The sequence below is a fragment of the Halomonas sp. NyZ770 genome, from assembly GCF_020616575.1.
In the GTDB taxonomy this organism is placed as follows: domain Bacteria; phylum Pseudomonadota; class Gammaproteobacteria; order Pseudomonadales; family Halomonadaceae; genus Vreelandella; species Vreelandella hamiltonii.
Genome location: NZ_CP085143.1, coordinates 339,501 through 363,388 on the forward strand (window position 1 = coordinate 339,501; position 23,888 = coordinate 363,388).

At 60.0% G+C, this 23,888-nt stretch carries 20 protein-coding genes and 2 tRNA genes; 19 read left to right on the top strand and 3 right to left on the bottom strand.

The window, feature by feature from the left end; all coding sequences use genetic code 11:
• Positions 1-89 precede the first annotated feature (89 nt).
• From grpE to dnaJ, 3 genes are all read left to right on the top strand, one after another.
• The gene (gene grpE / locus LG409_RS01660) at positions 90-719 is read left to right on the top strand and encodes a nucleotide exchange factor GrpE (protein WP_227407475.1); all 630 of its coding nucleotides are present in this window, start codon (positions 90-92) and stop codon (positions 717-719) included.
• A gap of 151 nt (positions 720-870) precedes the next feature.
• Complete coding sequence (gene dnaK / locus LG409_RS01665; RefSeq protein WP_096921580.1) at positions 871-2,805, top strand: molecular chaperone DnaK; 1,935 nt, start codon at positions 871-873, stop codon at positions 2,803-2,805.
• Positions 2,806-2,914: 109 nt separating this feature from the next.
• Positions 2,915-4,066 (top strand): molecular chaperone DnaJ, encoded by a 1,152-nt coding sequence (gene dnaJ / locus LG409_RS01670; RefSeq protein ID WP_227407476.1) that lies wholly within the window; start codon positions 2,915-2,917, stop codon positions 4,064-4,066.
• Between the two features lie 192 nt (positions 4,067-4,258).
• Here dnaJ and tnpA read toward each other — a convergent pair whose 3' ends face one another.
• Positions 4,259-4,675: an IS200/IS605 family transposase gene (tnpA, locus tag LG409_RS01675; protein ID WP_084812773.1), complete on the bottom strand. Its 417-nt coding sequence runs from the start codon at positions 4,673-4,675 to the stop codon at positions 4,259-4,261.
• 21 nt (positions 4,676-4,696) lie between these two features.
• Between tnpA and LG409_RS01680 the strand changes: the two genes are divergently transcribed.
• Positions 4,697-5,758: an RNA-guided endonuclease InsQ/TnpB family protein gene (locus LG409_RS01680; protein ID WP_227407477.1), complete on the top strand. Its 1,062-nt coding sequence runs from the start codon at positions 4,697-4,699 to the stop codon at positions 5,756-5,758.
• 37 nt (positions 5,759-5,795) lie between these two features.
• Here the strand turns inward: LG409_RS01680 and LG409_RS01685 are convergent, their stop codons facing one another.
• Positions 5,796-7,391 carry an IS1182 family transposase gene (locus LG409_RS01685; RefSeq protein WP_227407478.1) on the bottom strand — a complete coding sequence of 532 codons (1,596 nt, stop codon included), beginning with the start codon at positions 7,389-7,391 and terminating at the stop codon, positions 5,796-5,798.
• Positions 7,392-7,730: 339 nt separating this feature from the next.
• Between LG409_RS01685 and LG409_RS01690 the strand changes: the two genes are divergently transcribed.
• From LG409_RS01690 to greA, 5 genes are all read left to right on the top strand, one after another.
• Entirely contained in the window at positions 7,731-8,012 is a 282-nt protein-coding gene (locus tag LG409_RS01690) for a DUF2218 domain-containing protein (protein ID WP_227407479.1), read from the top strand.
• 113 nt (positions 8,013-8,125) lie between these two features.
• Positions 8,126-8,932 carry a 4-hydroxy-tetrahydrodipicolinate reductase gene (gene dapB, locus LG409_RS01695; RefSeq protein ID WP_227407480.1) on the top strand — a complete coding sequence of 269 codons (807 nt, stop codon included), beginning with the start codon at positions 8,126-8,128 and terminating at the stop codon, positions 8,930-8,932.
• A 387-nt stretch (positions 8,933-9,319) separates the two neighbouring features.
• Positions 9,320-10,465 (top strand): glutamine-hydrolyzing carbamoyl-phosphate synthase small subunit, encoded by a 1,146-nt coding sequence (gene carA, locus LG409_RS01700; protein ID WP_193462163.1) that lies wholly within the window; start codon positions 9,320-9,322, stop codon positions 10,463-10,465.
• A 75-nt stretch (positions 10,466-10,540) separates the two neighbouring features.
• The gene (carB, locus tag LG409_RS01705) at positions 10,541-13,771 is read left to right on the top strand and encodes a carbamoyl-phosphate synthase large subunit (RefSeq protein ID WP_144984279.1); all 3,231 of its coding nucleotides are present in this window, start codon (positions 10,541-10,543) and stop codon (positions 13,769-13,771) included.
• Complete coding sequence (greA, locus tag LG409_RS01710; RefSeq protein WP_039181387.1) at positions 13,768-14,244, top strand: transcription elongation factor GreA; 477 nt, start codon at positions 13,768-13,770, stop codon at positions 14,242-14,244. The genes carB and greA overlap by 4 nt, the downstream gene beginning before the upstream one ends.
• A 129-nt stretch (positions 14,245-14,373) precedes the next feature.
• Here the strand turns inward: greA and yhbY are convergent, their stop codons facing one another.
• Positions 14,374-14,700, bottom strand: coding sequence for a ribosome assembly RNA-binding protein YhbY (gene yhbY / locus LG409_RS01715; protein ID WP_016915916.1), 327 nt, complete (start codon positions 14,698-14,700; stop codon positions 14,374-14,376).
• 114 nt (positions 14,701-14,814) lie between these two features.
• Here yhbY and rlmE point away from each other — a divergent pair, with 114 nt between their 5' ends.
• From rlmE to nusA, 10 genes are all read left to right on the top strand, one after another.
• A complete protein-coding gene (gene rlmE / locus LG409_RS01720) occupies positions 14,815-15,462 on the top strand; it encodes a 23S rRNA (uridine(2552)-2'-O)-methyltransferase RlmE (RefSeq protein WP_016915917.1) in 648 nt (215 codons plus the stop codon).
• A 213-nt stretch (positions 15,463-15,675) separates the two neighbouring features.
• Positions 15,676-17,670 (top strand): ATP-dependent zinc metalloprotease FtsH, encoded by a 1,995-nt coding sequence (gene ftsH, locus LG409_RS01725; RefSeq protein WP_096921575.1) that lies wholly within the window; start codon positions 15,676-15,678, stop codon positions 17,668-17,670.
• A gap of 99 nt (positions 17,671-17,769) precedes the next feature.
• The gene (folP, locus tag LG409_RS01730; protein WP_096921574.1) at positions 17,770-18,681 is read left to right on the top strand and encodes a dihydropteroate synthase; all 912 of its coding nucleotides are present in this window, start codon (positions 17,770-17,772) and stop codon (positions 18,679-18,681) included.
• Position 18,682: 1 nt separating this feature from the next.
• A complete protein-coding gene (glmM, locus tag LG409_RS01735; protein ID WP_227407481.1) occupies positions 18,683-20,047 on the top strand; it encodes a phosphoglucosamine mutase in 1,365 nt (454 codons plus the stop codon).
• Positions 20,048-20,124: 77 nt separating this feature from the next.
• Entirely contained in the window at positions 20,125-20,874 is a 750-nt protein-coding gene (gene tpiA / locus LG409_RS01740) for a triose-phosphate isomerase (RefSeq protein WP_227407482.1), read from the top strand.
• Positions 20,875-20,878: 4 nt separating this feature from the next.
• The gene (gene secG, locus LG409_RS01745) at positions 20,879-21,238 is read left to right on the top strand and encodes a preprotein translocase subunit SecG (protein WP_016915922.1); all 360 of its coding nucleotides are present in this window, start codon (positions 20,879-20,881) and stop codon (positions 21,236-21,238) included.
• Positions 21,239-21,268: 30 nt separating this feature from the next.
• Positions 21,269-21,355: transfer RNA gene (locus tag LG409_RS01750), tRNA-Leu, on the top strand.
• A 123-nt stretch (positions 21,356-21,478) separates the two neighbouring features.
• A tRNA-Met gene (locus LG409_RS01755) sits at positions 21,479-21,555 on the top strand.
• A gap of 283 nt (positions 21,556-21,838) precedes the next feature.
• Complete coding sequence (gene rimP / locus LG409_RS01760) at positions 21,839-22,300, top strand: ribosome maturation factor RimP (protein WP_081138051.1); 462 nt, start codon at positions 21,839-21,841, stop codon at positions 22,298-22,300.
• A 68-nt stretch (positions 22,301-22,368) separates the two neighbouring features.
• Entirely contained in the window at positions 22,369-23,883 is a 1,515-nt protein-coding gene (gene nusA / locus LG409_RS01765; protein WP_039181366.1) for a transcription termination factor NusA, read from the top strand.
• Positions 23,884-23,888: the final 5 nt, after the last annotated feature.

A 23,888-nucleotide genomic window follows, 5' to 3' on the forward strand; every position in this document is an offset into this window, starting at 1 on the left:
CCCCCATATAGCTTTTATCCGTGGTCTAAATCCCGCGAATCAACTCAGGTGGCCGCCAACGGCACCGCTACGTATTTCAGGAGCAAGGCATGGCTAAAGAACCGCAAACCCCGTTGGATGAAGAGCTGGCGCGTCAGGAGCAGGAAGCCGAAGTCACGGAGCCAACGGCAGAAGAACGCCTGGTAGAAGGCGAGCTGGAAGGGCTGATCGAAAACGAAGCAGTGCTCGATGGCAGCGTAGGCAACCCTGAAGCCGACGTGCTGGCCGCCCAGGTAGAAGAGCTGGAGCAGAGCCTGGCCCAGGCCAAGGACCAGGCCCTGCGTGCCGCCGCTGAAGCACAGAACGTGCGCCGTCGCGCCGAGCAAGAGGCCGAAAAGGCGCGCAAGTTTGCGCTGGAGAAGTTCGTCAAGGAACTGCTGCCCGTCGTGGACAGCCTGGAGAAAGCCCTGGAAAGCATGCAGGAAGACGCTTCCGACGTGCATCGTGAAGGCGTCTCCATGACTCTGAGGATGCAGCTGGGCGTGCTGGCCAAGTTTGGCGTCGAAAGCATCGAGCCCCAGGGCGAGCCCTTCGACCCGCAGGTGCATGAAGCCATGGCTATGGTGCCCAATCCCGAGCTGGAGCCCAATACGGTAATGGACGTCATACAGAAGGGGTACTCCCTGAATGGCCGTCTGGTGCGTCCTGCGATGGTGGTGGTCAGCCAGAAAGCCGGTTAATCCGATGACGCATTGCAGAAAAAAGCCCTTGAAATGCGCCAGCCGGCCCCCAAATAAAGGGCAACCCGCGAGAATGCTCGCAAACGCCTTAAACAGTTTTGACGGCGTAAACCACTAGTTTTTTGTTTCAACCGAATTCGAGGTTTTTGCTATGGGACGCATTATTGGTATCGACCTGGGCACCACTAACTCTTGTGTAGCCGTGCTCGATGGTGACAGCGCTAAAGTCATTGAAAACGCCGAAGGCGGTCGTACCACGCCTTCCATCATTGCCTACACCGATGACGGCGAAACGCTGGTAGGTCAGGCGGCCAAGCGTCAGGCCGTGACCAATCCGGAAAACACCCTTTACGCCATCAAGCGTCTGATCGGTCGTCGTTTCAAGGACGACGTCGTTCAAAAAGACATCAAGATGGTGCCGTACAAGATTGCCGAAGCCGACAACGGTGACGCGTGGGTAGAAGTCAAAGGCAAGAAGATGGCTCCCCCGCAGGTCAGCGCCGAAGTGCTGAAGAAGATGAAGAAAACCGCCGAAGACTACCTTGGCGAGCCGGTGACCGAAGCGGTCATCACCGTACCGGCCTACTTCAACGACAGCCAGCGTCAGGCCACCAAAGATGCGGGCCGTATTGCCGGTCTGGACGTCAAGCGCATCATCAACGAGCCGACTGCCGCAGCGCTTGCCTACGGCATGGACAAGTCTCGTGGTGACAAGACCATCGCGGTCTACGACCTGGGCGGTGGTACCTTCGATATCTCCATCATCGAAGTCGCCGATGTCGATGGTGAAACCCAGTTCGAAGTACTGGCCACCAACGGTGACACCTTCCTGGGCGGTGAAGATTTCGACCTGGCGCTGATCAACTATCTGGTCGACCAGTTCAAAACCGACAGCGGCATCAACCTGTCGGGCGACAACCTGGCCATGCAGCGTCTGAAGGAAGCCGCCGAGAAAGCCAAGATCGAGCTTTCCAGCGCTCAGCAGACCGACGTCAACCTGCCGTATATCACGGCAGACAACACAGGCCCGAAACACCTGAACGTCAAGGTGACTCGTGCCAAGCTGGAGTCGCTGGTAGAAGACCTGGTGCAGCGCTCTCTCGAGCCATGCAAAACGGCTCTGAAAGATGCTGGCCTGTCCGCGTCTGAAATCGACGAAGTGATCCTGGTCGGCGGCCAGACCCGCATGCCGATGGTTCAGAAGAAAGCGGCAGACTTCTTCGGTAAAGAAGCCCGTAAAGACGTCAACCCCGATGAAGCCGTCGCCGTAGGTGCCGCGATTCAGGGTGGCGTACTGGGCGGCGACGTGAAAGACGTTCTGCTGCTGGACGTCACGCCGTTGACCCTGGGTATCGAAACCATGGGTGGCGTCATGACGCCGCTGATCGACAAGAACACCACCATCCCCACCAAGAAGACTCAAACCTTCTCGACGGCGGATGACAACCAGACGGCGGTGACCATTCACGTCGTGCAGGGCGAGCGCAAGCAAGTGTCGCAGAACAAGTCGCTGGGTCGTTTCGACCTCTCCGACATTCCGCCGGCACCGCGTGGCGTACCGCAAATCGAAGTGGCCTTCGACCTGGATGCCAACGGTATCCTGAACGTGTCGGCTAAGGACAAGGCGACGGGCAAAGAGCAGTCCATCGTGATCAAGGCGTCCAGCGGCCTGACGGACGAAGAGATCGAGCAGATGGTTCGCGACGCCGAAGCCCACGCCGACGAAGACAAGAAGTTCGAAGCGCTGGTGCAACTGCGCAACCAGGCGGACGGCATGATTCACGCCACCCGCAAGACCGTGCAGGAAGCGGGCGACAAGGCCACCGATGACGAGAAACAAGCCATCGAAACGGCCATCGCCGAACTGGAAGAAGCGGTCAAGACCGATGACCAGGACAACATCCAGAAGAAACTGGATGCGCTGACCGAAGCCTCCGGCCAGCTGGCGCAGAAGATGTACGCCGAGCAGGCAGACGCTGCCCAGCAGGCGGGCGCAGAAGGCGCGGAAAGCACCAACGCCAAGCAGGACGACGACGTGGTTGACGCCGAGTACGAAGAAGTCAACGACGAGCAGAAGAAGCAGTAACCCACCTCTTTCTGCCAAGGAAAGCGGTGACGCGGGAGGCAACTCCCGCGTTGCTGTTTCCGCGGCCGAGACGCCAATAGTGCGTAGCTAACCAGGAGGCGTAGGACCCATGTCCAAGCGCGATTATTACGAAGTCCTGGGGGTCGAAAAAGGGGCCGATCAGAAAGAGATCAAAAAGGCCTATCGCCGTCTGGCGCAAAAATTCCACCCTGATCGAAACCCGGACGATAACACCGCAGCGGAAAAATTCCGCGAGGTGTCAGAAGCCTACGAAGTCTTGAGCGACGGCGAAAAGCGCGCCGCCTATGACCAGTTTGGTCATGCCGGTGTGGATGGCCAGGGCGGTGGCTTTGGTGGCGGCGGCTTCGGCGGCGGAGCCGGTGATTTTGGCGACATTTTTGGCGATGTATTCGGCGACATCTTCGGGGGTGGCGGTGGTCGTCGGCGGGGGCCCAATGCGCCCGCGCGAGGGTCCGACCTGCGCTACAACCTGGAGCTGGACCTCGAAAGCGCCGTGGCCGGTACCACGGTGGATATTCGCGTTCCGCGCCATATCGAATGTGACCGCTGTGACGGTGGCGGTGCCGAGCCAGGCTCCTCCAAGGAAAGCTGCCCCACGTGCCACGGCCATGGCCAGGTACGCATGCAGCAGGGCTTCTTTGCGGTTCAGCAGACCTGCCCCACGTGCCATGGTAGCGGCCAGCACATCAAAGTGCCGTGCCACAAATGTAATGGCGAAGGGCGTGTACGCGAAACCCGCACTCTCTCGGTGAAAATTCCGCCGGGTGTCGATACCGGTGATCGCATTCGCCTCAATGGCGAAGGCGAAAGCGGCGTGAATGGCGGCCCAGCGGGCGACCTGTACGTACAGGTGTCCATCAAGCCTCACCATATCTTCCGCCGCGACGGCAAACACCTGCAGTGCGACGTGCCGATCAATTTCGTGGACGCCGCGCTGGGAGGCGAGCTGGAAGTGCCGACGCTGGATGGACGCGTGAAGCTGAAGATCCCACCGGAAACCCAAACCGGCAAGCTCTTCCGCCTGCGCGGCAAAGGCGTGAAGCCCGTTCGTGGCGGCACCCCCGGCGACCTGCTGTGCAGGGTAGTGGTGGAAACGCCCGTCAATCTCAACGACGAGCAGAAAGACCTGCTTCGCCAGCTGCAAGAGAGCTTCGATGGCAGCAACAGCCACAGCCACTCACCGAAGAAGACCGGCTTCTTCGACAGCGTGAAGAAGTTCTTCGAAGAGATGAAGCCGTAAAGGTTACGGCCTGACGACCAGGGACGCCCCGGCACGGTAACGTGCTGGGGCGTCTTTGTATCAGCATCTGGCTTCGGAAGCGTTCGCGCTGGCTCTTTTGCATGCCTTGAGCGCGCGGTATTTTTATCGAACATCGCGAAAAACCTCGTACTTCTAGTGCGAGGATGGATAGCGAGGGGCGCGAGAGCGCCCCTAGTCCGGCCTCGATTGTTGCTCAATATACTGCTTGACCATGCTCAGGGGGGCGCCTCCGACACTTCCCGCAAAGTAGCTTGGACTCCACAGCGAGTTCTTCCGGTAGGCGGGCTGCACCAGTTCAGGGTGTAGTAACTTCATCCGCCGGCTGGATACCCCCTTCAAACTATTCACCAGCTTGGATACCGCCACTTTGGGTGGAAAGTTGACAAGCAAATGGACGTGATCGGTTTCACCGTTGAACTCCTGTAGCTCCGCCTCGAAGTCCCGACACACTCGGTCGAAAAGCAATTCGAGGGAGTTGAGATGCGCGCCGGTGAACACCTTGCCCCGATACTTGGTGACAAAGACCAAATGGGCATGGAGTTTAAAAACGCAGTGTCTTCCTGTTCTGATAGCTTGTTTGGTTTCCATAGACCAAGTATATTCGAAGCCATGAAGCAGACCAAGACCCTCAAGGTTCGAGTGAAGGACAAACACGCCGCCGAGCTTAACCGCATGGCCCGCAGCGTGAATTTTGTTTGGAACTACCTCAACGAACTGTCTTCCCGAGCCATTCGGGAGAAAGGTCTGTTTCTGTCTGCCTACGACATGCACCCCTATACCAAGGGTGCTGGCAAGGACCTCGGCCTGCACAGCCAAACGCTGCAATGCATCGCTGCTGAATACGTTGCCCGCCGCAAGCAGTTCAAAAAGCCCCGCTTGAATTGGCGCAAGTCCGGCGGTGTACGCCGCTCACTTGGCTGGATTCCGGTCAATACCGGCGCGGCCAAGTGGAAGAACGGGCAGGTATTTCACAACGGCACCTACTTCAAGGTGTGGGATAGCTACGGCCTGTCGACATACAAGTTCCGTGCCGGCAGTTTCAACGAAGATAGCCGGGGCCGGTGGTATTTCAATGTTGCGGTCGAGGTGGACGTGCAGCCGACGCTTGGGCAGGGCGCCGTTGGCATCGACCTTGGGCTCAAGGATGTGGCCACCTGTAGCGATGGAGGAAGGCTGGAAAACAGCCGCTTCTACCGCCGCATGGAAGACCAGTTGGCGACAGCCCAACGTGCCTGCAACAAGCGGCGGGTAAAAGCTATTCACGCCAAGATCAAGAACCGTCGCCAGGACGCGCAGCACAAGTTTTCCCGGAAACTCGTCAACCAGTACGGCGAAATCGTCGTGGGCGATGTTTCCTCAACCAGGCTCGCGAAGACCAGGATGGCCAAAAGCGTCTACGACGCTGGCTGGTCACAACTGAAAACGATGCTGGAATATAAATGCGCTCACGCAGGCATCGTCTTCAAGGTCGTTCGCGAAACCAACACCACCCGCGCCTGTTCGTCGTGCGGCTCGCTTAGCGGGCCGCAGGGCGTCAACGGGTTGCGAGTAAGGGTCTGGGAGTGCGTGGAGTGTGGTGTACTCCACGACCGGGACGTGAATGCGGCCCGGAATATCCTCAGCCTCGGGGCAGGACGTTGCCCTCAAGAAGTTGGAATCCCCGTCCTTTAGAGGTTGTCGCAAATCTCCTAACGACTCAAAACTAAACCTATACACAACGATGTCGATGGCTGGACGACATCATCACGCACGCCCTGGGAGGCGCGATCTTTTTCTTTGTTGCTAGGTAAGGTAATCCCAGGCATCCCCACAACCACTCCCAGAGATGATGACAAAGGCTCAGCGCTACAGCGCGAGCCAAGTTGTAAGCCAAGGCATGCAAGGAAAACTCGCGTTTGACACCCGCCAGCCCACGGCGCCGGAAGCGAGATAGTCCCTGTTGCTGACGTAGCGCTGAAAACACTGGCTCGACCATGGCCTTTCGCTGCCGGAAGACCGCTTGGGCTCCTGGGTGGGTCATGATTTGTTGCAATGCCAGGCGTGCCTCGTCCTCCGGGTAATGTTTGATTCGGCGCCCCCGGACCGAACGGGTACAAGCAATCCGTTGCGGACAGCCCTCGCAGGCATTGCAGGCATAAACCGTTTGCTCACGCGAGCGTACCGACGCGTTTATATGACTGATGCGCTGAAGCCGCTGCCCCGCTGGGCAGTAGTAAACATCCTGTTCGGCATCGTAAGTGAATAGGTTTTTATGATACAGGCCCTTCGCTTTGTCAGTGGTACTGGGCCTGGGCGGGCAAAGCAGGCTGACATCACGCGCCAGTGTCGCGTTAATAACGCCATCATCAAAATAGCCGGCATCCAGCAGAAGCTCGCGTGGGATCTTGGGTTCCACGCGCTCGCTCTGATCGATCAGCTCACCCACCACTCGCGTCTCGCTTGTGGGATCCACAGCGTGTGCCACGATGATGCGTGCCTCATTGGCCAGGACGGAGGGCGTATAAGCCGGCGCAAAACCGCGTCCACGCTTCTGTCGCTGCATGGCGGCCTCTGGCTCCGTCAGGCTGACACGAACCGTATCGGTACGCTTGCCATGGCGACGTCGTGCCGCGATCCTCGCATCAAGCACCTGCTCACAGGCGTGCGCTCTATCCAGCTGCTGCTGAGTCTCGTCCTGTTGCTCCGGAAGAGCCTGCTGATGGCCGATCCGGGCCTTACTGACTCGAGCACGCACGGCCTCCTCCTTGAGCAGACGATAGTGAGAGCAGGCCGCTTCGATCACGGTTCCGTCACCCGCCAGGCAGGCTGTCGATGCTCCGGACCTGGCGAGAACGGTGCGTGTCAGCGCTTCGAAAAATGTCTGTGACAGCGCCTGTTCATGCAAGCAGATGAAGCGTCCGATGTTGGCATGATCGGGGGCAATGCCTCCGGTCACCCACATGGCACCCAAATCCACACGTGCCAGCCGCTCCAACGCGCGCAGCGATGAGACCCCCTGCATGATCCCGTAGAGAATCAACCCCATCATAGCTCGTGGCGCATAGGGTGCGCGCCCTGTGGTGGCATATCGATCCTCGAAGGGTGTCCAGTCCTGGGCATCCAGCAGTTCGGCCACCACTAAAGGGGCACGAATCCCTGACTGCCGCAGATGATCTTCAAGCGGTGTCATGCCCAGGAAAATCGCCGTGGCGTCACCTCGTAGAAAACGCCGCCCTGACGAGCCAGCCGTTACGCGGGAGGATGGAGGGGGCGAAGCAGGCGATGCCTGAAAAAGCGCGAACTGCCTGTCATCGGGTGTGGGCATGCATGCTGTCGACACGGTAAGCTCTCAGACAGATAGAAGGTTCATTTTACGGCTTTGCCCCTTTCGCGACACCCTCTTTAGGGCGGGGAGGACGTCAATAGGCAGCTAATGGTGGGTTGGGTCAGAATGGCTCAAACGAAGATGTTTGCCGCCAGCCTAACGAAAAAGGAATATAGCCGGATGACCACGGAGGCCATGGGTCGCCGAGGCGCGAAGCGTCGGCAGCGCTTGCAGGAAAGCGAACGTATCGTTGCAGCAAATTCTCATTGGTCACTTGGCGGTTGGCAGGGCGGGCTTTAGGCTTGGGAGCTGAGCCGTCATCGAACAGGAGTAGAGCGTATGCCGTTATCTCGCGCCGAGATTGCCACCCCGTCTGGGGCACGATTGATCAACCGGTTGTGCAAGCACTGGGCCCACAAGCTGGAGGTGGAGCAGGGCGAGCAGCATGCCAGGATCGTGTTTGCCAGCGGCACCTGCCTGATGCACGCGGAGCTCGAGCGCCTGGTCGTCTCCATCGAAACCCTCGAAGAAGAGCATCTGGACCAGCTGGAAGGCGTGGTGGAAAGCCATCTGGTGCGCATGGCGAAAGATGAGCCGCTGGAGATCGTCTGGGAGAACTGAGCGCCATCTGCCGTGCTTCCGTTAGCACCGCATCCCGTCAGGTGGTCTGCTATAATCGCGGCCACCTTTTTTGTTTCTCGCTGATGCCGGACGGCACACGCACAGGAGTTCCCATGACCCGAATTGCCATTGTGGGCGTAGCTGGCCGTATGGGCCGCACGTTAGTCAACGCCATAGAACAGGATGCCGGTGCCCAACTGGCCGGGGGAATCGTCGAGCCGGGCAGTTCGCTGGCGGGGGCGGATATCGGCGAACTGGCAGGCGTAGGCAAGCGGGGAGTGGCAGCGGTGGACTCGCTGGCGGCCATTGTGGACGACTTCGACGTGCTGATCGACTTCACGGCACCCAAGGTGACGCTGGCGAACCTGGCGTTTTGTGCCGAGCACGGCAAGCGCATCGTGATCGGCACAACCGGCATGAACGATGACGAGCTGGCCGAGCTGGACAGCTACCGCGACCGCGTAGCGATGGTATTTGCACCCAACATGAGCGTTGGCGTGAACCTGACCCTGAAACTGCTGGAAACGGCGGCCAAGGCGTTGGGCGATGAAGGCTACGACATCGAAGTGATCGAGTCTCACCACCGTCATAAGGTCGATGCGCCGTCCGGAACGGCCATCAAGATGGGCGAAGTGGTGGCGGAGAGCCTGGGGCGCACCTTGAAAGAGCACGGCGTTTTCGAGCGCGTGGGGCAGTGCGGCCCGCGCACCGATAAAGAGATCGGTTTTGCTACCGTGCGGGCAGGCGATATCGTCGGTGAGCACACGGTGATGTTCGCCACCGAAGGCGAGCGCATCGAAATCACTCACAAGGCGTCCAGCCGCATGACCTTCGCCAAAGGGGCCGTGCGGGCGGCGCGCTGGGTGGCCGCTCAGCCGCATGGTCGTTATGACATGCAGGACGTGCTGGCGCTGAGCTGAGCCGTGGGCTTTTGTTAGACCAGGGTCGGTATAAAATGCTGGCCCTGATACGCTAAATGCTGTAACATTCCAAAAATTTTGGCCCAGTGGCTGCAAAAAGCAGCACCATATCGGCTGTCGAACACACGGCTGTCGAGAGAGCACCGCGCTTGTTGCACTGGTCGTCAAGTGGGAAAAGTAGTCAGCGACATGCTGCGCCATGGCCAACACCGTTATGAAGGCCACGGAAAGAGAACAACAAGCGGGATGAAACCGATTTTTTTATTGTCGGCTTCGTCCCGCTTTTTTACGACCCGACGTTTGTACGCAAACGCCGTAACCGGATCGCCGAGCCTGCGCCCACAGGCTCCCACCAGCATGGGAGAACGTGTTTTGAATAACCCCGCATTGAGCAAACCCGCGATATTGGCCCTGGAAGATGGCAGTGTGTTTCATGGAACGGCCATCGGCGCGGAGGGAATCACGAGCGGTGAGGTGGTGTTCAATACAGCCATGACCGGCTATCAGGAAATTCTCACCGACCCCTCTTATACCCGCCAGATCGTCACCCTGACCTACCCGCATATCGGCAATACCGGCATCAATTCCGAAGACATCGAGTCCGCGTCCATTGCGGCGGCGGGCCTGGTGATTCGCGATCTCCCCCTGCTGGCCAGCAGCTTCCGTTCCGAACAGAGCCTTGCCGATTATCTGGTCAGCCAGAATGTGCTGGGCATTGCCGATATCGATACCCGCCGCCTGACGCGCATTCTGCGTGACAAGGGCGCCCAGAACGGGGCGATTCTGGCAGGTGCCGAGGCCGAATGTGATGATGCCGTCGAGCGTGCGCTGGCGGCGGCGAAGGCGTTTCCGGGCCTGAAGGGCATGGACCTGGCGAAAGAAGTCTCCTGCAAGGAGGCCTATGAGTGGTCGGAAGGCGAGTGGACCCTGGGCGAAGGTTACGCGGATGCCAGCCAGGGTGAGCGCCCCTACCATGTGGTGGCCTTCGATTACGGCGTGAAATTCAACATCCTGCGCATGCTGGCGGCCCGTGGCTGCCGCTTGACGGTGGTGCCTGCGCAAACCCCTGCAGCAGACGTGCTGGCCATGAACCCGGACGGTGTCTTCCTGGCCAACGGCCCCGGCGACCCCGAGCCCTGCGATTACGCCATCAAGGCGATCCAGGAAGTGCTGGAAACCGACACTCCGGTGTTTGGTATCTGCCTGGGCCACCAGCTGCTGGCGCTGGCCTCTGGCGCGAAAACCGTCAAGATGGGCCACGGCCACCACGGCGCCAACCACCCGGTTCAAGACCTGGACACCGGTACGGTGATGATCACCAGCCAGAACCATGGCTTTGCCGCCGATGAAGCCTCCCTGCCCAGCAACGTGCGCGCCACGCACCGTTCGCTGTTCGACGGCACCTTGCAGGGAATCGAGCGCACCGACCGCCCGGCCTTCAGCTTCCAGGGCCACCCGGAAGCCAGCCCCGGCCCGCGCGATGTAGCGCCGCTGTTCGATCGCTTCATCGCGATGATGCAGGCGCGCCGCTAAGTCAGCCGCGCTGCCGCTCATTGCCCAGTTACGTCGCCTCGATGCTCATCGCCACCACTTTTTGCGGGAACCGTTATGCCTAAGCGTACCGATATCAACAGCATTCTCATCATTGGCGCTGGTCCGATCGTCATCGGCCAGGCCTGCGAATTCGACTACTCCGGCGCCCAGGCTTGTAAAGCGCTGCGCGAGGAGGGCTACCGGGTCATTCTGGTGAACTCCAACCCGGCCACCATCATGACCGACCCGGCCATGGCCGATGCCACCTACATCGAGCCGATCACCTGGCAGGCGGTAGAGAAGATCATCGAAGCCGAGCGCCCGGATGTGATTCTGCCCACCATGGGCGGCCAGACGGCGCTGAACTGCGCGCTGGACCTCGACAAGCACGGCGTGCTGGCCAAGTACGGCGTCGAGATGATCGGTGCCAACGCCGATGCCATCAACAAGGCCGAAGACCGCGACCTGTTCGACAAGGCGATGAAGAACATCGGCCTGGAGTGCCCCAAGGCCAAAGTGGCGCACACCATGGACGAGGCCTGGGAAATTCAGGCAGAGCTGGGCTTTCCGACCATCATTCGTCCTTCCTACACCATGGGCGGCTCCGGCGGCGGCGTGGCGTACAACAAGGAAGAGTTCGAAGAGATCTGTACCCGTGGGTTCGAGCTTTCCAACAACCACGAGCTGCTCATCGACGAGTCGCTGCTGGGCTGGAAAGAGTACGAGATGGAAGTGGTGCGTGACCGCAACGACAACTGCATCATCGTCTGCGCCATCGAAAACTTCGACCCCATGGGCGTACACACCGGCGACTCGATTACCGTCGCGCCTGCCCAGACGCTGACCGATAAAGAGTACCAGATCATGCGCGACGCCTCTCTGGCCGTGCTGCGCGAGATCGGCGTGGAAACCGGGGGGTCGAACGTGCAGTTCGGTATGGACCCGAAAACCGGTCGCATGGTGGTGATCGAGATGAACCCGCGGGTGTCGCGTTCCTCGGCGCTGGCGTCCAAGGCTACCGGTTTCCCGATTGCCAAGATCGCTGCCAAGCTGGCGGTGGGTTACACCCTGGACGAGCTGCAGAACGACATCACCGGCGGCCAGACCCCGGCCTCGTTCGAGCCCTCCATCGATTACGTGGTCACCAAGATTCCGCGTTTTACCTTCGAGAAGTTCCCCCAGGCCAACGACCGTCTGACCACCCAGATGAAGTCGGTGGGCGAGGTGATGGCCATTGGCCGTACCTTCCAGGAGTCGCTGCAGAAAGCGCTGCGCGGCATGGAAACCGGCAACGATGGCCTCGACCCGATCATCACCGAGTTCACCGACGAAGCCATGGCCCAGATCAAGGGCGAGCTGCAGGCAGCGGGTGCCGAGCGCATCTTCTTCGTCGCCGACGCCATGCGTGCGGGCATGAGCGTGGATGAGATCTTTGCGCTGACCAACATCGACCGCTGGTTCCTGGTGCAAATGGAAGACCTGATTCTCACCGAAGCCGCCGTGTCCAAGCGCGCCCTGGCAGAGTTCTCGGCGCGTGAGCTGTTCCAGCTCAAGCGCAAGGGCTTCTCCGATGCGCGGCTGGCGAAGCTGCTGGGCGTCTCCGAGAAGGAGTTCCGCAAGACGCGTCAGGCAGCAGGGATTCGTCCTGTCTATAAGCGCGTCGACACCTGTGCCGCCGAGTTTGCTTCCGATACCGCCTACATGTACTCCACCTATGAAGAGGAGTGCGAAGCGGACGTGTCGGATCGCCAGAAGATCATGGTGCTGGGCGGTGGCCCGAACCGTATCGGACAGGGTATCGAGTTCGACTACTGCTGCGTGCACGCCGCCTTCGCCATGCGCGACGACGGCTATGAAACCATCATGGTCAACTGCAACCCGGAAACCGTCTCCACCGACTACGATACCTCCGACCGCCTCTACTTCGAGCCGGTGACGCTGGAAGACGTGCTGGAAATCGCCGACAAGGAGAAGCCGGTGGGCGTCATCGTCCAGTTCGGCGGCCAAACGCCGCTGAAGCTGGCCCGTGAGCTGGAAGCGGCAGGCGTGCCGATCATCGGTACCACGCCGGATGCCATCGATCGCGCCGAAGACCGCGAGCGCTTCCAGGTGATGATCGACAAGCTCGGTCTGAAGCAGCCGCCCAACGCCACGGCTCGCAGCTTCGAAGAAGCCTTCACCAAGGCCGAGAAAATCGGCTACCCGCTGGTCGTGCGTCCCAGCTATGTACTGGGTGGCCGTGCCATGGAGATCGTCTACGATGCCTCCGAGCTCGAAAACTACATGACCAACGCGGTCAAGGTCTCCAACGACTCGCCGGTACTGCTGGATCACTTCCTCAGCGCGGCAGTGGAAGTGGACATCGACGCGGTCTCCGATGGTCATCAGGTGGTCATCGGCGGCATCATGCAGCACGTCGAGCAGGCAGGCGTTCACTCTGGCGACTCTGCCTGTGCGCTGCCACCCTACTCGCTGCCCGCCGACGTGCAGGACGAGATGCGCGCACAGGTCAAGAAAATGGCCGTCGAGCTGGGCGTGAAAGGCCTGATGAACGTGCAGCTGGCCTGGCAGGATGGCGAGATCTACGTGATCGAGGTCAACCCGCGTGCTTCGCGTACCGTGCCTTTCGTTTCCAAGTGCATCGGCACCTCGCTGGCGCAGATTGCTGCCCGCTGCATGGCAGGCAAGACCCTGGCGGAGCAGGGCTTCGAGCGTGAAATCGTGCCGCACTTCTATAGCGTCAAGGAAGCCGTTTTCCCGTTCAACAAGTTCCAGGGCGTGGACCCGATCCTCTCGCCGGAAATGAAGTCCACCGGTGAAGTCATGGGCTCGGGCGATACCTTCGCCGAAGCCTTCTTCAAGGCGCAGCTGGGCGCGGGTGAGGCGATTCCGGCGCTGGAAGGCGACCGCAAGGCGTTCCTGTCGGTACGCGAGCCGGACAAGCAGGGGATTATCGAAGTGGCTCGTTCTCTGCTAACATTGGGCTTCACGCTATGTGCAACACGCGGTACCGCTGCGGCCCTCGAAGCCGCCGGGCTGCCCGTGGAGCACGTCAATAAAGTCAATGAAGGCCGTCCCCATATCGTCGATCTGCTGAAGAACGACGAAATCGCCTACATCGTGAATACCACCGAAGGTCGTCAGGCAATCAACGACTCTTCGATCATTCGCCGTACTGCTCTTGCGCGCAAGGTGCCCTATGCGACCACCTTGGCGGGCGCTAATGCTGTTTGCATGGCGCTGGAGTACGGTAGGGAGATTACGGTGCGGCGCCTTCAGGATCTGCACGCAGGAGCAACGCAATGAACAAGGTCCCGATGACGGTTGCGGGAGAGAAGAGCCTTCGCGATGAGCTCAACCATCTGAAGAGCGAAGCTCGCCCTCAGGTGATTGCCGCCATCGCCGAAGCGCGTGAGCACGGCGATCTCAAGGAGAACGCCGAGTACCACGCTGCGCGCGAACAGCAAGGCTTCATCGAAGGCCGTATTCAGGAAATCGAGAGCAAACTCTCCGGTGCCCAGGTGATCGACGTCACCAAGCTGCCGAAAACCGGCAAGGTGATCTTTGGCGTCACCGTGTCACTGCTGAACCTGGACAGCGACGCCAGCGTGACGTACCGCATCGTGGGCGAAGACGAAGCGGACATCAAGGCCGGGCGCATTTCCGTGACATCGCCCATTGCCCGCGCGCTGATCGGCAAGGAAGAGGGCGACGTAGTGGTGGTGAAAACCCCCGGTGGCGACGTGGAGTACGAAATCGAGAGCGTCGAGCACCTCTGATCACGTTCCGCTAGCGCCATGAAAAAGGCCCGGTGCAGTTTCCTGCACCGGGCCTTTTCGTCTGGCGCTGCTTTATGATGGGCGCCAAATCCGTTCAGCCAAGCGTCCGCTCAGCCAAACGGCCCTGCGTCAGTGCCGCCCGTGGTGGTTCTCGAAGCGGGTCACATTGGAGAGCTTGGGGTTGGCCTTGGGGTTACGACGGTACAGCAGCGCCATCTTGCCGATGGTTTGCACCAGCTCGGCCTTGCTGTCAGCCAGCAGCTCGTTGATCATTGCGGCGCGATCATCCCGCTCGGGCAGGGCGAGCTTCACTTTGATCAGCTCGTGGTCGTTGAGCGCGCGGCTGAGTTCTGCGAGCAGGTTTTCGGAGACGCCGTTCTCAGAAACGGTGACCACGGGGTTCAAATGGTGGCCAATGCTACGAAATGCTTTCTTTTGTGCCTGTGACAAGCTCATGGTATCTTGCGGTATCCCGGTTAGCGCTTAACGTTCCATCTTACGGTGAAATGCCGTCAAGTGAAAGCAATCCCGTCAATGCGCCCATCTCTTATTCCAGCGTCAGATGCCCCTATGCAGCAAAAGCCTCCAAGCCGTAAACATTCAGTGAGCAAAACCAGCAACAACTGGAAGAAAGAACATTTCGACGACCAGTACGTGAAACAGAGCTGGCAGGATGGCTATCGCTCCCGGGCAAGCTACAAGCTGCTGGAGCTGGATGAGAAGGACAAGCTGTTTCGCAATGGCATGACGGTGATCGACCTGGGTGCAGCGCCTGGCGGGTGGAGTCAGATCGCCGCCGAAAAGGTTGGCCCGGAAGGTGTCGTGATCGCCTCCGACATTCTGGAGATGGACGCCCTGGCAGGGGTCGACTTCATTCAGGGCGACTTTACCGAAGAACGTGTACTCAATGCGATTCTCGAGCGGTTGGGAAATCGACCGGTAGACCTTGTTATGTCCGACATGGCCCCCAATATGAGTGGTATGGCCGCCATCGACCAGCCACAGGCCATGTACCTTGTCGAGCTTGCTCTGGAGCTGGCGCGTGAAACGCTCTCGCCCAAGGGGCGCTTTCTGGTCAAAGTGTTTCAGGGGGAGGGCTTCGACACCTATTTGAAGGAGCTGCGCGGCAGCTTTCAGCGCGTCGTGACCCGTAAGCCGGATGCTTCACGGGCCCGTTCACGAGAAGTCTATTTTCTGGCCGAAGGTTTTCGCGGTTAGCAAGTGGCCGCGTGCATGGCCGCGATAGCGAAGATTTATCACCACGATTGCCAGACAGGCAGGCGTAAGGTGTGTCACATTATGCACATTGGACGAGCGTGACACAGATGGCCCAAGGCGTTATGCGCTTTGGCAATGGTTGAACGTTAAACTCTAGTGTAAGGTCTGAGTACTGACGGTTAACTGACGGATTCTTGTAATGAGGGTAGCCCCTTGAACGATATGGCGAAGAACCTGATTCTGTGGTTGGTCATCGCGGCCGTTCTGCTGACAGTGTTCAACAATTTCAGTACGGAAAGCGCGCCGCAAACCACCAACTACTCCCAGTTTGTGCAGCAGGTGCAAAATCAGCAGATCCGCAGCGTCACCATCGATGGGTATACCATCACCGGTGAGCGGACCGATGGTTCGCAGTTCCAGACCATCCGCCCTGCCGCAGAAGATCCCAAGCTGATCGATGACCTGCTGAGCAACAATGTCACGGTGGTCGGCAAGGAGCCTGAGCAGCAAAGCATCTGGACGCGGCTGCTGATTGCCAGTTTCCCGATCCTGCTGATCCTGGCGATCTTCATGTTCTTCATGCGCCAGATGCAAGGCGGTGCCGGTGGCGGCAAGGGTGGCCCGATGAGCTTCGGCAAGTCGAAGGCCAAGCTGCTCTCGCAAGACCAGATCAAGACCACCTTTGCTGACGTGGCGGGCTGTGACGAGGCCAAGGAAGAGGTGGAAGAGCTGGTCGACTTCCTGCGCGACCCCACCAAATTCCAGCGCCTGGGGGGCACCATTCCCCGTGGCGTGCTGATGGTCGGTCCTCCCGGTACCGGTAAGACGCTGCTGGCCAAGTCCATTGCCGGTGAGGCCAAGGTACCGTTCTTCTCCATCTCGGGTTCCGACTTCGTCGAAATGTTCGTGGGCGTGGGTGCGTCCCGCGTGCGCGACATGTTCGAGCAGGCCAAGAAGCAGGCGCCCTGCATCATCTTCATCGACGAGATCGATGCCGTGGGTCGCTCGCGCGGCACTGGCATGGGCGGCGGTAACGATGAACGCGAGCAGACGCTGAACCAGCTGCTGGTCGAGATGGACGGTTTCGAAGCCAATGAAGGCATCATCGTGATTGCGGCCACCAACCGTCCGGACGTACTCGACCCCGCGCTGCTGCGCCCGGGCCGCTTCGACCGTCAGGTAACCGTGGGCTTGCCGGATATCCGTGGCCGTGAGCATATTCTGGGCGTTCACCTGCGCAAGGTGCCGCTGGCCGATGACGTGAAGCCGCAGCTGATTGCCCGTGGTACGCCTGGCTTCTCCGGTGCCGACCTGGCCAACCTGGTGAACGAGGCTGCCCTGTTTGCGGCGCGTCGTAACAAGCGCCTGGTAGGCATGGAAGAGCTTGAGCTGGCCAAGGACAAGATCATGATGGGCGCCGAGCGCAAATCCATGGTCATGACCGATAAAGAGAAGCTCAATACCGCTTACCACGAGGCAGGTCACGCGATCATTGGTCTGGTCATGCCCGAGCACGACCCGGTCTACAAGGTCACGATTATTCCCCGTGGCCGCGCTCTGGGTGTGACGATGTTCCTGCCGGAAGAGGATCGTTACAGCCTGTCGCGCCAGCAGATCATCAGTCAGCTCTGCTCACTGTTCGGTGGTCGTATTGCCGAAGAGATGACGCTGGGGCCCAACGGTGTCACCACGGGTGCTTCCAACGACATCAAACGCGCCACGGAGCTGGCCCATAACATGGTGGCCAAGTGGGGCCTATCCGATGAAATGGGTCCGATCATGTACGACGAGGACGAGTCTCACCAGTTCCTCGGTGGCCCGGGCCAGGGTGGCGGCAAGCTGAAGTCCGGCGAAACCACCACGCGCCTCGATAAGGAAGTGCGCAAGATCATCGACTCGTGCTACGAGCAGGCGCGCCAGATTTTGCATGACAACCGCGACAAGCTGGATGCCATGGCCGAAGCGCTGATGAAGTACGAGACCATCGATGCGCATCAGCTGAAAGACATCATGGAAGGGCGTGACCCTCGCCCGCCGGAAGGCTGGGGTGACGGTGACTCTTCGGGTGGCGGCTCTCCGGTAGGTGGCGACAAGTCGGAAGTGAAATCAGAAGAGCCTGAAGCTTCCTCGGAAGGCGATAGTGAAGAAGACGATGACGAGCCGCGTCGTCGCCCTTCGGACCCGCTGGGTGGGTCGGCGGGCTCGTGAGCTAGGCCATCACGCCAACCAGCAAAGGCGCCCCAGCGGGGCGCCTTTTTGTTATCCTGTGGCCAATGACAGTGAATTTTTTTGATTTCAGGCGGCAAGATGAACCCGATCGTTGACCCTATCTCGGCTCCGCACGTCCCGGAAGATGCGTTTCACCTGCGCTGTGGTCGCCATTCGCTCGATCTCTCGTTTCCACGGGTGATGGGCATATTGAACGTTACTCCGGACTCGTTTTCCGACGGTGGGCAGCATGTGGCCCTCGATGATGCGCTGCGCCATGCCGAGCGTATGCTGGCGGAAGGCGCGGCGATGATCGATGTGGGGGGAGAGTCGACCCGCCCAGGTGCCACGCCGGTCACCGAACAGCAGGAGCTGGACCGGGTGGCTCCGGTGGTGGAGGCGCTGGTGCGTGAGCTGGATGCGCTGGTGTCGGTGGACACCAGCAGTGCCCTGGTCATGCGTGAGGTGAGCGCGCTGGGAGCGGGCATGATCAACGATGTACGTGCCCTGGAGCGCGATGGCGCTCTGATGGCGGCGGCCAGCAGTGGCCTGCCGGTATGTCTGATGCATCGCCAGGGTGAGCCGCAGGACATGCAGCACTCGCCTGGCTACGATGTGCCGGTGGAGCAGGCCGTGGCGGCCTACCTGGCGGAGCGGGTCGCGGCCTGCGAAGCGGTGGGGCTGCGTCGTCATCGGCTGCTGCTGGACCCCGGTTTTGGCTTTGGCAAAACCGTCGAGCACAACCTGCAGCTGTTGAAGCACATGGCCTCGCTGAACGAGCTGGGCTTGCCGCTGCTGGTGGGCATGTCGCGCAAGAGCATGATTGGTAAGGTGCTGGGCCGTCCTGTGGAAGAGCGACTGGCGGGAGGGCTGGCGCTAGCTGCCATGGCGGTGGAGCGCGGAGCCAAAGTGATTCGGGTGCACGATGTAGGGCCCACGGTGGATGCCGTGAATATGGCCTGGGCCGTGCTGCAAGAAGGCTGTGAGCCGCTCGTGAAGAAGGAGTCTTGACATGACGCGTCGTTATTTTGGTACCGATGGTATTCGTGGCACGGTTGGGCAGGCGCCGATTACGGCTGATTTCATGCTCAAACTGGGTTGGGCTGCCGGGCAGGTGTTGCGTCGCGAAAAGGGCCGCACCCGGGTGTTGATCGGCAAGGATACGCGTATTTCCGGCTATATGTTCGAGTCGGCGCTGGAGGCGGGGCTGTCTGCCGCCGGGGTGGACGTGTCGCTGCTGGGGCCGATGCCCACGCCGGGTATTGCCTACCTGACGCGCACTTTCCGGGCGGATGCCGGGATCGTCATTTCGGCCTCGCACAACCCCTTCGATGACAACGGCATCAAGTTTTTCTCTGCCGAAGGTAAGAAGTTGCCCGATGAGATCGAAGACCGTATCGAAGCCATGCTGGAAGCGCCGCTGACCACGGCCGAGGCCGCGCAGCTGGGCAAGGCGACGCGTATCGACGATGCAGCGGGCCGCTATATCGAGTTCTGTAAATCCACGCTGCCGGACAGGCTGAGCCTGCATGGCCTGAAAGTGGTGCTGGATTGCGCCCATGGGGCCACTTACCATATCGCCCCCAGCGTATTCCGCGAGCTGGGGGCCGATGTCAGCGTGATTGGGGCGTCCCCCGACGGATTGAATATCAACCAACAGGTGGGGTCCACCCATCCCGCTGCGCTACGTGCCGCGGTCATTCAGCAAGGGGCCGACCTGGGCGTAGCCTTCGATGGCGACGGCGACCGCGTGCTGCTGGTGGATGCCGACGGCCGGGAAGTAGATGGCGATGACATCCTTTACCTGATCGCCCGTGACCGTTTCGAGCGTGGCCTGCTGGAAGGTGGCGTGGTGGGCACCCTGATGAGCAATTTTGGGCTGGCCATGGCGCTGGAGCGGCTGGGTATTCCCTTCCAGCGCGCCAAAGTGGGCGACCGCTTTGTCATGGAGATGATGGCTGCCAACGGTTGGGAGCTGGGGGGCGAGGCTTCGGGGCATATCGTGTGTGGTCATGTGCAGAGCACCGGCGACGGCATCGTGTCTGCGCTGCAGGTGCTGGCCTTGATGGTTCGCGAGCAGAAGCCGCTGCCTGCCCTGCTCAAGGGGCTCGAAAAAGTCCCTCAGTCGCTGGTCAACGTGCGGCTACCGGCAGGCTCCGATGCCCGCCAGGTAATGGCAGCTCCGCCCTTGCAGGCCGCCGTGGCGGCGCTGGAAACCGAGCTGGGCGATCAGGGGCGCGTGCTGCTGCGCGCCTCGGGGACGGAGCCACTGATTCGGGTCATGGTGGAAGGCCGTGCCCATCTGGATGTCGACCGTCTGGCGAATCGGCTGGCACAGCAGGTGCAGGCGCTGCTGGGTGACGACGCCGGCAAATAACGCAGGACTCGTCACAGCGGTTGTCTTGACAAGGCGGCTCCTATACCATTTCGCTCCACCTGGATTGAGGATCACCCATGCGCACGCCCTTGATTGCCGGTAACTGGAAAATGAACGGTTCGGCGGCATTGATCGAGTCGTTTGGTAAAACGTTTGCCTCCGCCACGCTGCCGAAAGGTGTCGAGGTGGTCATTATTCTGCCTTTTCCGTACCTGGACATGGCGCGTCATGCCTTTGGTGATACGCCTTTGGCGCTGGGCGCGCAAACGCTCAATCCTCAGCATTCCGGCGCCCACACCGGTGAAGTCAGTGGACGCATGCTCAAGGAGTTTGGCGTTGGCTACGTGCTGGTGGGCCACTCCGAGCGTCGCCAGCTCTATCGTGAAAGCGACGAGCAGGTATTCAACCGGTTGGTAGCCGCGCTGGATGTCGGCTTGACGCCGATTCTGTGTGTCGGCGAGACCCTCGAGGAGCGTGATGCCGGCCAGACCATGGACGTCGTCTTGCGCCAGGTAGGCTACGTCATGGCGCGGCTGGAGCCAGAGCAGCGTCGTCAGGTGGTGATTGCCTACGAGCCTGTCTGGGCCATCGGCACCGGGCGCACGGCCTCGCCGGAGCAGGCACAAGAAGTGATGGCAGGTATTCGTGCCTACCAGGCAGGGTTCGATGCGTCGCTGGCCGAGCAGTTGAAGCTGCTTTACGGCGGCAGCATGAATGCAAGTAATGCGGCAGAGCTGCTTGCTCAGCCGGATATCGACGGCGGTTTGGTGGGCGGTGCCTCGCTTAAAACCGACGATTTCTACGCCATTTGTCAGTCAGCAGGATAACGCCATGCAAGTTGCAATTCTTATGGTTCATGTGGTGATTGCGGTCGCCCTGGTAGTACTCATCCTGCTTCAGCAGGGTAAAGGCGCTGAAGCGGGGGCTGCCTTCGGTGGCGGCGCATCGCAAACGGTGTTTGGTTCGCGGGGTAGCGGTAACTTCCTTTCTCGCACCACGGGTGTGCTGGCGGCGGGCTTTTTCGTCACCTCCATGGCGCTGGCGTACTTTGCTACCCAGGCAGGCCAGGCACCGGAAGCGGGCATTCCCGACGCACGCCTGATCGAGCAGCAGCGCAGCATTCCTACGCTTGACGACAGCCCTGCAAGTATGGATAATACCGCGCCAGTGCTTGAGGAAAGCGGAGAGTAATCAGCCGCGTTTTCTTTGGCCTCCCCTGATGCCGAAGTGGTGGAATTGGTAGACACGCTATCTTGAGGGGGTAGTGACCGTATGGTCGTGCGGGTTCAAGTCCCGCCTTCGGCACCATCTGTTTCGCTGGCTCGCCAGCTTCCCAGAGTATTTGCCAAAGAAAGTCAGGGTTGGCACCTGAGACGAAAACAGCACTTGACGTCAGTAGTTTAAGTGTCTATTATCGTCGACCTAGATTGATGCGGGGTGGAGCAGTCTGGTAGCTCGTCGGGCTCATAACCCGAAGGTCATCGGTTCAAATCCGGTCCCCGCTACCATTTATTTAGCAACATTGCAGTGTCGTGAAGCAGTTCGCAATTTGTTTCAAGGCAGCGAAAAGATCGCAACATGTTGCTAAAATGGTATTACAGGTTTCTTTCGAAAAGCCCCTTCCTGTGAAGGGGCTTTTTGTTAGTAGCTTTTTTGCGAGCCAAGAGTGTCTCACGCGCGGACGTTGTTCAGTAGCCAGAGACACATTCCCAGGTAATGCCAATCAGCCTCCTGGCTTTTATCAAGACTCCTGGCCAGGCGCCTGATGCAACGGCTATAGGAGCTTTGTCTGTGGCCACAAAACACGCTGCGCTTCATGCGCTGATCGAACCCATCGTTGCCGCCATGGGCTTCGAGCTTTGGGGCATCGAGCATGTTTCCCAGGGCAAGCATTCGCGGCTGGTCATTTATATCGAGCGTGAGAGCGGCGTCAGCGTGGAAGACTGCGCCGATATCAGCCGTCAAGTCAGTGCCGTGATGGATGTGGAAGATCCGATTCCTGGCGAGTATCGCCTGGAGGTCTCGTCACCCGGTATGGCACGCCCCCTTTATTCTCTGGATCACTTCACTCGCTACCAGGGCCATCAGGTGGCGCTGAAGCTACGCCTCGCTTTCGATGGCCGACGCAAGTTCCAGGGGTTGTTGGCTGGGGTCGAAGGAGACGAAGTGCTGCTGCAAATGGAAGGCGAAGAGTACTGCTTTCCCATTGAAAGCATTGATGCTGCGCACGTTGTCCCGCAGTTCGAAGAATAACGGGTGGCGGCTTCCGGTAGATGCCGGGTCGACGCACAAAAGGACAGGTTTTCTGGCGAGGCATACGCATGAGTAAAGAAATCTTAATGGTCGTGGACGCGATCTCCAACGAAAAAGGCGTCCCCCGTGATGTAATTTTCGAAGCGGTTGAAGCCGCGCTGGCCAGCGCGTCGCGCAAGCGTTTCGAGCACGAAGAAGCCAATGTGCGGGTGCGTATCGACCGTAAAACCGGCGACTACGACACCTTCCGCTACTGGACCGTCGTGGAAGACGACGAGTTCGAGACGCCTGACTACGAAATCAAGCAGAGCATCGCCGAGCAGCGGGATCCGCCGCTGGCGTTGGGCGATGTGGTCGAGCAGAAGATCGAAAACGCCATGTTCGGCCGTATTGCCGCACAAACCGCCAAACAGGTCATCGTCCAGAAAGTGCGCGAAGCCGAGCGCGCTGAAGTCGTGCGTCAATACGCAGACCGTGAAGGCGAGCTGGTGGCCGGTATCGTCAAGAAGACCACCCGTGATGGCCTGATCATCGACCTGGGCGAGAACGCCGAAGCGTTCCTGCCGCGCAACGAGATGATTCACGGCGAGCGCTACCGCATGAACGAGCGAGTGCGTGCGCTGCTGGTCAAGGTGGACCCGGATGCCCGTGGTGCACAGCTGCAGCTGTCGCGTACCTGCCCGGAGTTCATCATCGAACTGTTCAAGATCGAGGTGCCGGAAATTGCCGAGCAGCTGATCGAAATCAAAGGGGCGGCTCGCGACCCCGGCTCTCGGGCCAAGATCGCGGTGAAAACCAACGACCGCCGTATCGACCCGGTGGGCGCTTGTGTGGGTATGCGTGGTTCTCGGGTGCAGGCGGTCTCTTCCGAGCTGCAGAACGAGCGCGTCGATATCGTGCTGTGGGATGACAACCCGGCGCAACTGGTCATCAATGCCATGGCGCCTGCCGATGTGGCGTCTATTCTGGTGGACGAAGACGCCCACGCGATGGACGTGGCGGTCGCCCAGGACAACCTGGCCCAGGCCATTGGTCGCAGCGGCCAAAACGTGCGCCTGGCGTCCGAGTTGACCGGCTGGCGTATCAACGTCATGACCGAAGACGAGGCGGAATCCAAGCGCGAGCAGGAGATCGACAGCCTGGTGGACTCTTTCGTTCAGCACCTGGAAGTGGACGAAGACGTTGCCCGCCTGCTGGTTGAAGAAGGGTTCACCACCCTGGAAGAAGTTGCTTACGTGCCGCTGGAAGAGATGCTCGAAATCGAAGAGTTCGACGAAGAGCTGGTGGAAGAGCTGCGTGCACGCGCAAAAGACGAGCTGCTGACGATGGCGATTGCCTCGGAAGAAGCGCTGGACGGTGCCCAACCAGCGGATGATCTGCTGGAAATGGACGGTATGGAGCGCCACCTGGCCTTCATTCTCGCCAGCCGCGGCATTGTCACAATGGAAGATCTCGCCGAGCAGTCTGTCGACGATCTGGTCGATATCGAGGAGTTGGACGAAGCGCGCGCAGCGGCACTGATCATGACTGCCCGTGCGCCCTGGTTCGAAACCGACGACACATCGGATTCGAACACACAGTAAACAGG